Below are 13,181 nucleotides of genomic sequence, written 5' to 3'. Positions count from 1 at the left end.
CGTCGTCGTGGCCATGTTCCTGGTGAGCCAACAATACCCACGTCACGTGCTGCGATACAACACTACCAGCTACCAATACGCGACAATTGTTGCACGTTATCGGGTCATTTTCTGCAGAGTGTCGGCGGGGATGAAGTGCACTCCTTGGCGTGCTGGAACCTGCTTTCGACGCGCTCAGCGATCTGGCGGTGCGGCTTCCTGGCAAGTCGGATCGCGCCCAGGCCACTCTGCGGTTTTTCGTGCCGGCGCCGAAGGCCGTGACGCTACGCTCTGGGCCATGGGCGAAGTGATGGACTGGGACAAGGCCTATCGTGGTGAACTTTTCTTGGGGCCACCGCCGTGGAATATCGGCGCTCCACAACCCGAAATCTTGACGCTCGTCGAGCAGGGGGACGTGCACGGCCCGATCCTGGACGCGGGTTGCGGCGTCGGTGACCTTGCGTTGGCACTCGCTGAACGCGGCTACGACGTCACCGGGGTGGACATCTCGACTGTTGCCATCGCCGAGGCTGAAGCCGCGGCCGCAGCGCGCGGGCTTTCGACCGTTCAGTTCCTGCCAGGAGACATGCGCCGTCTCGATGAGCTTGGCTTGCCCCACCGTTTCAATACGGTGTTCGACTGCACGCTGTTTCATTCCTTGCCCGTCGACGGGCGCGACGACTACATGCGCAGCATCTACGCCGCCGCGGAACCCGGTGCGGCGCTGTACCTGTTGGTGTTCACCACCGAAGCGTTGCCGCCGGACTCCCCGTTCCCGATTCCGAATTTGGTGACCGAAGCTGAAGTCACCGAGGCGGTCGCCAAATACTGGTCCGATGTCAGGCTGCAGCCCGCTTCGGTCGCGGTCAAGCCGCCGGAGTTTCCGGGACACCCTGAACGCAATTTCCCTACCGATGAATTCGGGCTGACGAACCTTCCGGCGTTGTTGCTTGCGGCCCGAAAGCTGTAGAGCGCTGAAGTTTCCGCGCCACAGTGCTACTCGGTTCGCCCGTCAAACCTGGTGTGTTGGTGACCATGTTTCAGGCGCGCGCCGTGCTTGTGGTGCCGCGTCAGGTCAGGGTTGGTCCTGGATGGGGGCCTTGGGTTGGAATGCGCCATGCCGTAACAAACCGGTGATGGTGTTATCCCAGCGTTCCAATTGCTCGCCATCGTAGAAAGACTCGCCCAGATACCGCTCGATATGCCGACGCAAGATCATGGGTCCAACGCGGAGGATCAGCGGGTTGAGAATCAACCATTTGTAGTCCAGGTCATTGAGGACTTCGCCCCGTTCGACAAATTGCTTGCCCTGCGCCTCACTGATGGCGGTCAGTCCATCGAATATCACTTCGCCGATTGTTGAACCTGAATCGATCTCTACGAGCGCGCGTGCCAGATAGTCCATTACGCGGGGATGGTCAGCGATCAGGCGGGTCATGCGCCTGCCGGCCTCTTCGAGGGCACCATTGTCCGGCATCGCCTCCGGCTCGAGGCCTTCGGCGAGTACCTGCAGGACGTAATTGTCGACTGTTGCAGTCAGATCCGCTTTGGTGTGGAAGTGGTGCTGCACGGCGCCCACCGAGACCCCGGCTTGTTCGGCGATCATGCGGAACGACGCGGCGGTGATGCCGTGCTGCGCGTACACCGTCAGTGCCGCGTCGAGGATCTTTTCCTCGGTGGATGGTTCTGGGGGTGCGGGCGGCTTGTACGGAAATAGCCGGGTCTCTGCCACACATCGACCATACAGCTATCTTGTGGAAGAATATAGCCGTATCGGTGAGCAGCATATACATACTGCTCCTGTCGAATTTTGAATATCCCCAAGAATGGAAGGGCTCCGAGCGATGGCGGCGTGGCAAACAGCGTGTAACCAGGCCTCCGCCGCCGGCCAATCCCGGTAGCGGACCATGCCCGACATTGTTTATGAGGATGGCACCGGTGGCCCGGTACCCGCTTACCTCGCAGTACCGGGCAACGCCGGTCCTTGGCCGGGCGTGGTGGTCGTACAGGACGTCCTGGGGATGACCGCCGACCTGCGTCGAACGGCCGACCGACTCGCTGAGAACGGCTATCTGGCCCTGGTCCCCGGCCTCTACGGCCGCGGTCCAAAGATCAAGTGCATGATCAGCACCATCTACGCCGCCGTGGTAGGCCGGGGCGGCGCCCAGCAAGCCCTCATCGCTGCTCGCGATCACCTTCTTGCCGACGGGCGCTGCACGGGAAAGGTTGGGCTGGTTGGTTTCTGCATGGGTGCCCAATTCGTCGTCCACCTCTCGCCAGGTGGACTTTTCGATGTCAGTGCACCGAACTACGGTGTCCTCCCGCGTGACCTCGAACCGCTGAAGGAATCGTGCCCGGTGGTCGCCAGTTTCGGCGCCAACGACCGCATCGTGGCCCGCGGCAGCGCGGCCAAGCTTGACGCCGCGCTGGCCCGTGGTGACGTACCGAGGGACATCAAGGAGTATCCGAACGTCGGACACAGCTTCATGAATGATTGGCGGTTGCCCCCGGCGATGCGCAAGATCGAAAGCGCGGTCGGGTTGTCCTACTTCGCCGACGAATCCGAAGACGCCTGGAAACGTATGACAGACTTTCTCGAAAGGCACCTGGCATAGCTCCCGTCTCCGGCTGAAGGGCACTTGCACGGCAATGGCCGATCTCAACGACGCTCTGCCCGATCCTGGCCAGCTGCCCCTGGTTCCCATGAACCCACTGCCGGTGGGCGAACGACTGAAATGGGCCCGCCAGAACCACCACGGGCAGGTCGTACTGCGTGAGGCCGGTGGCAGCATCACGCGAGTAGGGCTTGGACCACGCTGGCTCGGCCCCAGCATCGTGTTCGTCATGACGCCCGAAGGTGCGCGTGATGCGCTGGCGCGCAACAACGACGCATGCGATCGAACGCTCGTCCATCACGAGATGCGGCGGCTGCTCGGGGACAATCTCGCCGATCTGCCCAACGCGCCCTGGCTGTCCCGCAAGAGGACGCTGCAACCCGTATTCACGCGACACAGTGTTGCCGCATTCGGGGCGCACATGTCCGGGGCGGCCGCGACGATCAGCGGCAGTTGGCCCGACGGAGCCCAAATCGACCTGGACGCCGAAGCGCGTCGGCTCACCATGCGAGTCCTCGGACGTTCGGTGCTCGGACTTGACTTGGATGATCGCGCCGAAGCCCTGGCCGATCCCCTCAACGTCGCCCTGGCATACGTCGCCGATCGGGGCATGCGGCCCGTCCGCGCCCCCTGGTGGTTGCCCACCCCGGCGCGACGTCGCGCCCGAGCCGCCACGGAAACGCTCCGCCGGCTCGCCATGGACGTCCTCGAATCCTGCCGCGCTGACCCGACCCGCGATGCGCCCCTGGTACACGCACTGATTGCCGCCACCGATCCCGAGACCGGCAACGCGCTCTCTGACCTGGACATCTGCAACGATCTCGTTGCGTTCATGGTCGCCGGCCACGACACCACGGCCACCACCATCGCGTACGCCCTGTGGGCGCTGGGGCGACACCCTGAAATTCAGGACAAGGTGGCCCAGGAAGTCACCGCCATCGGAGGTCATGACCTGACTCACGAGGATGCGCCCCGACTCGAATACACCACGCAGGTCCTGCGCGAGGCTCTGCGCCTGTGCCCGCCCGTGGTGGTCGCGGGACGGACCGCCCTGCGGGATATCGCCGTCGACGGCTACAAGATCGAAGCGGGCAGCATGGTCCTGGTCGGCATCTTCGGCATGCAGCGCGACCCGAAACTTTGGGCAGACCCACTGCAATTCGACCCCGGCCGGTTCAGCCCGGAGAACATCAACGATCGCGACCGTTGGCAGTACATCCCATTCGGTGCGGGGCCACGAACGTGTATCGGAGATCACTTCGCCGTACTGGAAGCCACCCTCGCGCTCGCCACGATCGTGCGCGCCGTTGAAATCAATTCTCTGACAACGGACTTCCCGCTTGCCGTGCCCTTCACGATGGTCGCGGGCGCGCCGATCCCGGCGCTGACGCGTCGGCGGCGATGAGCCCGGCGATATCTATTCGGATAGCCGGACTCGGGTGACGCTGCGCCGGCTGGTTACGGCCGGCGGTGGGGCGGTGCTCAGCCGCAGGATCAACGCGATCCTTTCGTCGACACAAACGCCGGCGAGGTCGATGAACTCGCGTTGCAGTCTGCCGAGTTCGTCGGCGAACCTGCCGGACAGTTTCTCGAGGTCGGCAGGGTCATGCGCAAACAGCCAGACCGGCGAGATCGGTTGTACGGCCAGGCCGCGCTGCTGCGCGTGTACCCAGACCGACTCAGCGGCCGATCCACCGACGGCATAGTCCCGCAGCGAGCCGCCGGTGACGGTGACGACGGCCAGTGCCGAGCTGCCGGTGACGCGGCTGCGCATCTCATCGCCGAGCGCGTCGCCGGCGTTCCAGTCGGCCAGCTGGGCCATCACTTCGGGCCGGCGCAGCAGTTCGAGCATGACCAGACCGCCATCGTCGAAGCCGAGGCTGTGCACATCGATCCCGGCGTCCGGATCGGGATCGCCAGGCCAGCGCAGCTCGGCGATCATCTCCTGATGCAGGTGCGGGGTGAGGAAGCGGATGCGGTCGGAGGTACCCAGAATCTCTGCGGCCGAAGCCAAATCGGCGGAGTCAGTGATGAGCCGCAGGTGCCCTCCCTCGCGGTCAGCGGCGGCAGTCAAAGCCCCAGCCAGGTCGTCGGTGATCGGCGTGGGAATGCCCTTGTCCCGATTGGTCTCGCGGACCAGCACCGCTCCGTACAGGTCCGCGAGGTCCTGTGAGCCGCCGGCGCCGTACCAGAGTGTGGCGTGCAGTGGTGACCACGACCCGCTGGGATGCTCGTCGACGGTCACGGGTCCAAGGATGCCGTGGTGGGCGGCGGCCACCCGCGCGTTGAAAACAGCCGCTCCCACGGCGACAGCACTGCCCCGGAACCCGACGTCGATTGTCGGGCTGTACTGCGGGGCAAGGCAAATGGCGATCTCGTCCTCGCCGGCTTCGATCAACCACGGCTGAACGTTGCCGCCCGACGGGGCGCGCATCGCGGCGACCGCGACCAGACCTGTGACGCTGGAGGCGACGAGTGGTTGTTCCGGCGGCGAGACGGGTCGGGGTGCGGCCATGACCGGTTCTGCCAACTGGTCGAGGCACGCCCCGATGTCGATGCGGCACCGCCCCGAGCGCAGCTCCTCACCAAGCCCGATGCGGCGCACGGCTTCACTGACCGCTGACGCGCCAATGATCACCTCGGAGGCCACCTGCGGCCAGGTGGCCAGGGTGCGTTCGAGTTCGATCAGCGACGCCGCCGTGCGCGGCGAGAGCTTTTCGGCTTCCAGGTGACGCAGGATGTGGGGAATCTTGTCCTTGCTGCTCATCCCGGGCAACAGTCCGATGTCGAGCGGCCCCAAGAGGCCGTGCAGGATCGGGCGGTTGGGCTCGTCGTCGAACCTCTCGACGTCGACGATGCCGCGGTCACTGGTGGCCATCAGTACCGGAATGCGTCGGTGCTTGGCTGCGACGCGCACGATCGCCTTGATATCGAGCGAATCACACTCTTCGACAAGGACATTCAGTCCGTCGAGGAAGTCATCGACGGTGTCGGTGGTCAGACCTCCGAGGAATACCTCGACCGGTAGATAGGGGTCGAGTTCGGAGATGCGGCGGGCCGCGGCGACTGCCTTGTTGAGGCCGATGTCGAACACGGTGGCCGGTATCCGGTTGAGGTTGGACAGTTCGATGCGATCGAAATCTGCCAGTCGCAGGCGCCCGCAGAGACCTTGGGCGGCCAGGGTGTGAGCGATCACGTGTCCGACGCTCAGGCCGGCGACGCCGACGGTGAGTTCGGCCAGGCGAGTCTGTTCTTCGACGGTGATGCTGTTTCGGTTGCGGTCCAAGCGCAGTGCCTTGAAGCCGACCGGACCCAGGATCGAGACGAGGCTTCGCCGCCACGGGTACCAGGCCCAGCGGCCGGGTTCGTCCAGGAGCGCCGCAGCGGGGTTGGGGCGTAGCCGGCGCAGGTTCTCCAACTCGGTGCCGTGGTGGTCGAGGACCTGGATGTACGGTTCGGATCGAAGTCGACCCAGAGTGGCCGCGTCCGCCGCGTTGGTCGGATCGAGCAATTGCGGGCGGTATTCGTCCGTGTCAGATGGTTGCATTGTCGACTCTCAATTCAGCGCAACGCCCGTCAGCAATGTTCGGGTCGGCTATCCGGTGCGGAGCGGGCCGGACGGGCATTTCATCGGTGTCACCGACCAGCCAGAGGAGAAACGCGTTGATGTGCGCGTTCAAGCACGAATCGACTTGTCCTGCAGCCTCGATCGCCCGCTTGCGCAGTGTTTCGTCGGCGCGATAAATACCGGCAGGCACTCGATGCTGGCTCGGCATTTCCTCACTATTGCATAGGTGGATATCCACCGTCGAGACCGAGAAACGCCAACGCTGCACCACCACTCGGCAGGCTCAACTGCCTGAGGTCTCCGCAGGCTTTACGGGTGTGCACCGGCGCGCATCGGCTGCCGCAGTGTCGGTTTCTTCAAGAGTGCTTCCGTGGCGTCCGCGTCCAGCGGGCCTGACACCAGCGGTCCTTGCGCGTGGCGGTAACCCATGGTGACCAGTCGTTGCGCCGCGGACTCGGTTTCCAGTCCATCAGCGGTCAATTCGAGGCCGAATGCATCGGCCAGGGCGGCGATCGACCGCACGAACAGTTCATTCTCGCCACCACGATCGAGCGTGCGCACAAATTCGCGACCGACCTTCAACGAGTCGATGGGCAGCTCTTTCAAGCTCGGCAGGAAGCTGTATCCGGTTCCGAAATTGTCCAAAGCCAACCGAACCCCAATGCTCTTGAGCGCCAGCAGAATTTGGCCACAGCGCTGTGCCTCGGCGACCAGCAGGTCTTCGGGCAGTTCCAAGCACAGCGCGGCCGCAGGAATGTCGAATTCCGTAAGCGTCGCGGTGAGGTGTTCGGTGAAGCCGTCGGTCACCACCTGGGCGGGAGACAGCTTCACCCGCAGCATCGTCTCATGCGCCAGTCCCGCGCGGCGCCAGCGCTGGAACTGCGCGCAAGCCAGCCGTAAGACCTCGCGCCCCACGGCGCCACCGAAGTTGGTGGCTTCAGCGATCGGCATGAACTCCTCGCGCAGCAGTGGTCCGCGGGTGGGGTGGTTCCACCGCACCACGGCCTCCACCGCTGCAAGTTCTCCACTCTGCAGATCGACCTCGGGCAGATAACGCAGGAACAGCGCGCCGCTCTCTACGCAGTCATGCAGGTGCACTTCGATGTCGGTTTGGAGCGAATATCGTGCCGCCAGCTCGTCGCTGAACGCGATCACCGTGTTGCCGCCGGCGGTCTTGGCAGCAGTCAACGCATGTTCGGCATACCTGAGCAGGTCGGACACCGAGTCGGTTCCCGGAATCCCCACGGCCACGCCGATGCTCACTCGGTGTCGGATGTAGGTCGAGCCCAGCAGCAGCCGTGCTGCCAGCATCTGGCGCAGCTCTTCGGCGTACTTGTAGGCGTCCGCGAGCGTGGTGGGCGCGTTGAGCACCGCGATGATCTCGTCGCCGCCGAGGCGAGCCAGGAATGCCACGTCCGCGGTGTGCTCGCGCAATCGCTGCGTGAGTTCGACAAGAACCCGGTCCCCGGTCTCGTGACCGAGCAGATCGTTGACCGCTTTGAGTTGATCGGGATCGATGTAGAGCGCCGCGACAGGGGCAGGCTGGCCCGCCGCAAGCCGATGCTCGAGGTGGTCGAGCAGACTCCGGCGATTGCGCAGGCCGGTCAGGTCATCGTGCTCGGCTAGGTGCCTGGTGGATTCTTGCGCTTCGACTCGCGCCTTGACGTGAGCGAACATGGTGGCGATGACTTTCAGCGCCGTGATCTCGTCGTCTGTCCACGCAAGGTCGCCGTACTTGATGAAGCCCAGTGTGCCCGTTGTGATGAAGCCGTCGGACCCCTCGGTCGTATCCGCAACGTTCATCGGCACGGCGGCTATCGAGACGACGGGGACGGTGGTGCCTTCTTCGATGCGCTGCTGGAATTCATCCGGCTCGGCGCCCGGTCGCAGGATCACGGGCTCTTCGACATGCTCGGCCAGCGCGAAGACGGGATCGGCGTCCTTGAAGTAGACCGTTCCGATCGGATCAGGGTCCGGGATGTAGGTCCTGATCGGATATTGCGCGATCAGGATTGTCGCTCGAATGGCGTGATCGTTGTGCCGCAGGAACGCGACGTCCAGCCCGAAATGCGCCGCCACGTCGGTCAGAACCTGCTCGCTGGCAGCGACGTAGTTGTCCGCGTCGGCGGCCATCAGGGTATGGGCCACCCCCTCGACAAGGTCGTTGAGGGCGGTCAGCACTTGATCACGGTAACCAACGAATCGGGTTTACACCCGTCAATTTCGTTCGGTCTCACTGCTTCCGCTGGTAAACCTGCTCAACCCGGGGTCAGGGACACCGGACACAAAAAACGGGGCGCCCCGAGTGGGGCGCCCCGAATCTTGTTGCCGGTCAGCGGCTCTGGTGCACGCTGCTGTCGACCTGCGGCGCCTCGGCCCGCGGGTGGATGTCGTTGACCCAGTCGTGGTGCGAGTAGTCCGCCGACGCGGGCGCGGCCAGTCCGAGCACCGCGGCCACCATTCCGTTTGCCACCAGTGCGGCCAGTCCGAGCTTCTTCATTGTCCCCAACTCCTTGTATCTGAAGCTTTGATGCCTGGTTCAACGGGACGGGGGGTGGGGGTATTTCTGCAGATGGGGTGTTGGCAGCAATTGATCGTTTCTCGGCAGTAATCAGTCGGTAACACGCCCTGTGGATGAATCACGCACTGTGGATAACTGGCTGCCGGGCGCCGGATCCGGGGTTGAGGGCGCCCCGTTCTGTCGGTGCCCTTGGCCACGGTTGCGGCATGAACACACCACCACGCATGACCCGGGCCGAGATCGGTGCGCTCGGCGAACAACTCGCGGTCGACCACCTGATCTCACTCGGGATGACGGTCCTGGCCCGCAACTGGCGCTGCCGGTGGGGTGAACTCGACATCATTGCTACCGAAAAGGGCCACGGTGCAGTCGTTTTCGTCGAGGTGAAGACCCGCACCACCACGGAGTTCGGTGGTATCGAGGAAGCAGTGACGCCCGAGAAGGCCCGTCGCCTGCGCCGGCTGGCCAGTGTGTGGCTCGCCGAGCAGAACGCCCACTGGCCCGACATCCGGATCGATGTGGTCGGCGTGCGCCTCGGCGGCCGGGAGCCGGAGCTGGTGCACCTGAAGGGCATCGGCTGATGGCGCTCGGACGGGCCTACTCGGTGGCCATCCGCGGGCTCGACGGGGTCATGGTCGAAATCGAAGCGGACATCACCTCGGGGCTGCCGGGGGTGCATCTGGTCGGCTTGCCCGATGCGGCGTTGCAGGAATCGCGGGATCGGGTCCGGGCGGCGATCACCAACTGCGGCAACAGCTGGCCGATGTCACGGCTCACTCTCGGGCTGTCGCCGGCCACCTTGCCGAAAGGCGGGTCGATGTACGACCTGGCCATCGCGGCTTCGGTGCTGTCGGCGCATTTGAAGATGCACTGGGCACGGCTCGAAAAGACGGTCCTGCTCGGCGAATTGGCGCTCGACGGTCGGGTGCGCCCGGTCAAGGGGGTACTACCGGCCGTCATGGCTGCCAAGCGCGAGGGTTGGCCGTCGGTGGTGGTGCCCGCCGAGAATCTCGCCGAAGCCAGTCTGGTCGACGGCATCGAGGTGTGGGGCGTCCGCACTCTCGGGCAGATGCAGGCGTGGCTCAACGGGAAGGCGGGGCTGGACGAGCGGGTCGACACAACGGCGCCGGCCGCTGACGACAGCGTCGACCTCGCCGACGTGGTGGGGCAGACCCAGGCCCGGTGGGCGGTCGAGATCGCCGCCGCGGGCGCCCACCACCTGATGCTGACCGGGCCGCCCGGGATCGGCAAGACGATGCTGGCTCAACGGCTTCCGGGGTTGCTGCCCGACCTGACCGACGACGAGGCGTTGGAGGTCACCGCCATCCATTCGGTGGTGGGCCTGCTCACCGGCGATACGCCGCTGATCACCCGGCCGCCGTTCGTCGCGCCGCACCACACGTCCAGTGTCTCGGCGTTGGTCGGCGGTGGTTCGGGGATGGCGCGGCCCGGCGCGATCAGCCGGTCGCACCGCGGCGTCCTGTTCCTGGACGAATGCGCCGAGATCGGGGTCAGCGTGCTCGAAGCCCTGCGAACCCCGTTGGAGGAAGGACAGATTCGGCTGGCGCGCCGCGACGGCGTGGCGTGCTATCCGGCCCGTTTCCAGCTGGTGCTCGCGGCAAACCCCTGCCCGTGCGCGCCGCCGAACCCGAGGGACTGCGTGTGCCCGTCGGCCGACCGTCGCCGGTATCTGGGCAAGCTCTCCGGACCGTTGATGGACCGGGTCGATCTGCGGGTCGACATGCATCCGGTACTTGCCGGGGCGTTCGGCGACCACGCTGCGGAATCCACCAGTGATGTCCGTGCTCGCGTCGCGGCGGCCCGCGCGGCTGCGGCCGAGCGCTGGCATGACGTCGGGGTGCGGACCAACGCGGAGGTGCCAGGGCCGCTGCTGCGCCGCAGATTCCGGCCGAGCCGGGATGCCATGGCGCCACTGCGCAAGTCGCTCGATTCCGGGCGGCTGAGTATCCGCGGCGTCGATCGCACTTTGCGGGTCGCGTGGTCGTTGGCGGATCTGGCCGGCCGAGATTCACCGAACCTCGACGACGTCAGCACGGCATTGAGCTTCCGCGAGGGGGATGCACGATGAGTGCCGACGATGCGGAACGACGTGCGTGGGCGTACCTGTCGCGAGTGGCCGAGCCGCCGTGCCCTCGGTTGACGACGCTGGTGGCCGACTGCGGTCCGGTGGAGGCGGCGGACACGATCCGTCGCGGACAGGAGGACAAGGACCTCACCGGGAGCGTGGCTGCCCGGCGAGAGGTCGATTGTGCCGCCCGGGATCTGGAGATTCTGGACCGCCGGGGTGGGCGGCTGATCACGCCCGACGACGATGAGTGGCCGTACCTGTCGTTCATCGCTTTCGCGAACCGAGCGGTGATGGATCGGCCGTCCGGCTATCCGCCCATGGTGCTGTGGGCGTTGGGCCCGGCTCGGTTGGATGATGTCGCCGAACGTGCGGCGGCGATCGTCGGCACCCGGGCGTGCACGTCGTACGGCGAGCATGTCACCGCCGAGATCGCGGCGGGACTCGTCGAACGCGACGCCGCGGTGGTGTCGGGCGGGGCCTATGGCATCGACGGAGCGGCGCACCGTGCCGCACTGGCGTCAGACGGAGTCACTGTGGCGGTGCTGGCCGGTGGTGTCGATGTGCCGTACCCCTCCGGGCATTCCGCGCTGTTGCACCGGGTCGCCACGTCCGGGCTGCTGCTCAGCGAGTATCCGCCGGGGGAGCGGCCGACGCGGTACCGGTTCCTGACCCGTAACCGGTTGGTGGCGGCCTTGTCCGGCGCGACAGTGGTCGTGGAGGCGGGTCTGCGCAGCGGCGCGGCCAACACGGCAGCCTGGGCGCGCGCGATGGGCCGCGAGGTGTGTGCGGTGCCGGGCCCGGTGACCTCGGCTGCCTCGGCGGGGTGTCACGTCCTGCTGCGTAGCGGTGCGACCTTGATCGACCGGGCGGAGCAAGTGGTCGAATTGATCGGCCGGATAGGCGAACTCGCCGACGAACCCGACCATCCCGACACACCGCTGGACGATCTGACCCCTGACCAGCTCCAGGTCTACGAGGCGCTGCCGGCGCGCGGATTCCGCAGCCTGGAACAGATCTCGGTCGGCGCGGCGCTGCCTCCCGAACGCGTACTCGGACCGCTGGCACTGCTGGAGATCAGTGGTCTGGTCGAGAAGCAGGACGGGCGGTGGCGGATCAGGAGGGATATCGGTGGCAGCGCCAAGACGGTCCGCTGACCCGGCTACGCGCGGCTAAGCGGCGATCAGCTTGAGCGGCAAGCGTTCATGGCGGCGGATGATGTTGTTGACCGCCCACTCGGGCGTACCGGTCAGCTCTATCCGGTCTACGCGCTCGAGCAGCGCGTGCAACATCGCGGTTGTTTCCAAACGTGCCAGGCCCTGTCCGGCGCAGGCGTGGGCACCGTGTCCGAAACCGACGTGACGGCCGGCGTCACGTCGGATGTCGAATACCGCTGGGTTTTCCCATTCGCGTTCGTCGCGGTTGGCGGAGGCATAGATCACCAGGACTCGTGCGCCCGAGGGGATTTGCACTCCAGCGATTTCGGCCTGTTGCGCCGCGCACCGCGCGAAGGCGCGCAGCGGTGGCTCGTAACGGACGATTTCATTGACGGCGTTCGCCACGAGGCCGGGCTCGTCCTTGAGCAGTTGCCATTGGTCGGGGTGGCTGGCGAAGAGACTCAACGCGTTGGATATAGCGCTCATCGTGGTATCGATCGACGGGGCGATGTAGTCGACGAGCAACGGCGGGCATTCGTGGTGTGCCAGTTTGCCTTCGTCTGCGGCGGCGAGTAGCTCATCGGCCATGCTGGCCTCGATGACGTTGCGCTCGCGAACCACGCGCCGGGCGAAGCGCAGCATGAGCATAGTTTTGGGTACGGCTTTGATCGCCTGCCTGTTGAGCGGGCCGAGGACATCGAATGTTGCTCCGGCCCAAGCAATCAGGTGATCGCGTTGATCGCGCGGCCAACCGATGAGGTCGGGGACGACGGCCAACGGGAGAGCGGCCGCGAGGTCGTTGACACCATCGATCTCCCCCTTGCCGAGCGCCGCTTCGACGACACTGCGGGCCGCGTCATCGACAGTGCCACTGATCGCGCGCAGCGCACGCGGCAGCATGCGGTGCGCGACGCTCTTGCGGCGTTGTTCGTGCTCGACACCGTCGCTGTTGAGCGTGGTGCCGTGCGACATCCGGTTGGTGATCGGATTGAGTGCCACACCGTGACCCGACAGAAAGTTCTTGTCGTCGCGTAGCACCGCTTTGCACTCGGCGTACCGCGGCAGCGCATACGCCCGTTGCTTCGCCAGCCATACCACCGGGCCGAGGTCACGCAATCCCTGGTAGTGGGGGTAGGGGTCGGTGATGCCGTCGACAGAGTAGATGTCAGGTTCGTAGATGGGTAGGCCAGCAGGTGGGCGTCGCATTGATGTTCCTCTCATGCTTCAGGTGGTGGACGAATGAGTGCGGGCGCGC

At 65.5% G+C, this 13,181-nt stretch carries 12 protein-coding genes; 6 read left to right on the top strand and 6 right to left on the bottom strand.

Annotated elements, in window-relative coordinates:
- Positions 1 to 277 precede the first annotated feature (277 nt).
- Entirely contained in the window at positions 278 to 949 is a 672-nt protein-coding gene (locus ACNO8X_RS19620) for a class I SAM-dependent methyltransferase (protein WP_418002352.1), read from the top strand.
- Positions 950 to 1,054: 105 nt separating this feature from the next.
- Here ACNO8X_RS19620 and ACNO8X_RS19615 read toward each other — a convergent pair whose 3' ends face one another.
- Positions 1,055 to 1,711 (bottom strand): TetR/AcrR family transcriptional regulator, encoded by a 657-nt coding sequence (locus ACNO8X_RS19615; RefSeq protein WP_043986752.1) that lies wholly within the window; start codon positions 1,709 to 1,711, stop codon positions 1,055 to 1,057.
- A 175-nt stretch (positions 1,712 to 1,886) separates the two neighbouring features.
- On the opposite strand from ACNO8X_RS19615, the gene ACNO8X_RS19610 reads away from it, so the two are divergent.
- Both ACNO8X_RS19610 and ACNO8X_RS19605 read left to right on the top strand, forming a co-directional pair.
- Positions 1,887 to 2,594 carry a dienelactone hydrolase family protein gene (locus tag ACNO8X_RS19610; protein ID WP_043986751.1) on the top strand — a complete coding sequence of 236 codons (708 nt, stop codon included), beginning with the start codon at positions 1,887 to 1,889 and terminating at the stop codon, positions 2,592 to 2,594.
- Between the two features lie 34 nt (positions 2,595 to 2,628).
- Positions 2,629 to 3,999: a cytochrome P450 gene (locus tag ACNO8X_RS19605; protein WP_418002351.1), complete on the top strand. Its 1,371-nt coding sequence runs from the start codon at positions 2,629 to 2,631 to the stop codon at positions 3,997 to 3,999.
- Positions 4,000 to 4,011: 12 nt separating this feature from the next.
- Here ACNO8X_RS19605 and ACNO8X_RS19600 read toward each other — a convergent pair whose 3' ends face one another.
- From ACNO8X_RS19600 to ACNO8X_RS19585, 4 genes are all read right to left on the bottom strand, one after another.
- Positions 4,012 to 6,141, bottom strand: coding sequence for an Rv1355c family protein (locus tag ACNO8X_RS19600; protein WP_418002350.1), 2,130 nt, complete (start codon positions 6,139 to 6,141; stop codon positions 4,012 to 4,014).
- Positions 6,128 to 6,436 (bottom strand): hypothetical protein, encoded by a 309-nt coding sequence (locus tag ACNO8X_RS19595; RefSeq protein WP_418002349.1) that lies wholly within the window; start codon positions 6,434 to 6,436, stop codon positions 6,128 to 6,130. Before ACNO8X_RS19595 ends, ACNO8X_RS19600 begins: the two co-directional genes overlap by 14 nt.
- A gap of 35 nt (positions 6,437 to 6,471) precedes the next feature.
- Positions 6,472 to 8,343 (bottom strand): putative bifunctional diguanylate cyclase/phosphodiesterase, encoded by a 1,872-nt coding sequence (locus ACNO8X_RS19590; protein WP_418002348.1) that lies wholly within the window; start codon positions 8,341 to 8,343, stop codon positions 6,472 to 6,474.
- 151 nt (positions 8,344 to 8,494) lie between these two features.
- Entirely contained in the window at positions 8,495 to 8,662 is a 168-nt protein-coding gene (locus tag ACNO8X_RS19585; protein WP_197063757.1) for a hypothetical protein, read from the bottom strand.
- A gap of 245 nt (positions 8,663 to 8,907) precedes the next feature.
- Here ACNO8X_RS19585 and ACNO8X_RS19580 point away from each other — a divergent pair, with 245 nt between their 5' ends.
- The 3 genes from ACNO8X_RS19580 to dprA are packed head-to-tail and all read left to right on the top strand — an operon-like array spanning position 8,908 to position 11,926.
- Positions 8,908 to 9,264 (top strand): YraN family protein, encoded by a 357-nt coding sequence (locus tag ACNO8X_RS19580; protein WP_418005963.1) that lies wholly within the window; start codon positions 8,908 to 8,910, stop codon positions 9,262 to 9,264.
- Positions 9,264 to 10,772 carry a YifB family Mg chelatase-like AAA ATPase gene (locus ACNO8X_RS19575; RefSeq protein WP_133762477.1) on the top strand — a complete coding sequence of 503 codons (1,509 nt, stop codon included), beginning with the start codon at positions 9,264 to 9,266 and terminating at the stop codon, positions 10,770 to 10,772. Before ACNO8X_RS19580 ends, ACNO8X_RS19575 begins: the two co-directional genes overlap by 1 nt.
- Positions 10,769 to 11,926 carry a DNA-processing protein DprA gene (dprA, locus tag ACNO8X_RS19570; RefSeq protein ID WP_418002347.1) on the top strand — a complete coding sequence of 386 codons (1,158 nt, stop codon included), beginning with the start codon at positions 10,769 to 10,771 and terminating at the stop codon, positions 11,924 to 11,926. Before ACNO8X_RS19575 ends, dprA begins: the two co-directional genes overlap by 4 nt.
- A 15-nt stretch (positions 11,927 to 11,941) precedes the next feature.
- Here dprA and ACNO8X_RS19565 read toward each other — a convergent pair whose 3' ends face one another.
- Entirely contained in the window at positions 11,942 to 13,132 is a 1,191-nt protein-coding gene (locus ACNO8X_RS19565) for a cytochrome P450 (protein ID WP_418002346.1), read from the bottom strand.
- Between the last annotated feature and the right edge of the window lie 49 nt (positions 13,133 to 13,181).

Source organism: Mycobacterium sp. PDNC021, assembly GCF_048282635.1.
GTDB classification, from domain to species: Bacteria; Actinomycetota; Actinomycetes; order Mycobacteriales; family Mycobacteriaceae; genus Mycobacterium; species Mycobacterium llatzerense.
This window is presented reverse-complemented; position numbering and strand designations above follow the sequence as displayed.

Coding starts and splice junctions, on each gene's coding strand:
- ACNO8X_RS19620 (WP_418002352.1), top strand. CDS start 278: ATGGGCGAAGTGATGGACTGGGACAAGGCCTATCGTGGTGAACTTTTC.
- ACNO8X_RS19610 (WP_043986751.1), top strand. CDS start 1,887: ATGCCCGACATTGTTTATGAGGATGGCACCGGTGGCCCGGTACCCGCT.
- ACNO8X_RS19605 (WP_418002351.1), top strand. CDS start 2,629: ATGGCCGATCTCAACGACGCTCTGCCCGATCCTGGCCAGCTGCCCCTG.
- ACNO8X_RS19600 (WP_418002350.1), bottom strand. CDS start 6,141: ATGCAACCATCTGACACGGACGAATACCGCCCGCAATTGCTCGATCCG.
- ACNO8X_RS19585 (WP_197063757.1), bottom strand. CDS start 8,662: ATGAAGAAGCTCGGACTGGCCGCACTGGTGGCAAACGGAATGGTGGCC.
- ACNO8X_RS19580 (WP_418005963.1), top strand. CDS start 8,908: ATGACCCGGGCCGAGATCGGTGCGCTCGGCGAACAACTCGCGGTCGAC.
- ACNO8X_RS19575 (WP_133762477.1), top strand. CDS start 9,264: ATGGCGCTCGGACGGGCCTACTCGGTGGCCATCCGCGGGCTCGACGGG.
- dprA (WP_418002347.1), top strand. CDS start 10,769: ATGAGTGCCGACGATGCGGAACGACGTGCGTGGGCGTACCTGTCGCGA.
- ACNO8X_RS19565 (WP_418002346.1), bottom strand. CDS start 13,132: ATGCGACGCCCACCTGCTGGCCTACCCATCTACGAACCTGACATCTAC.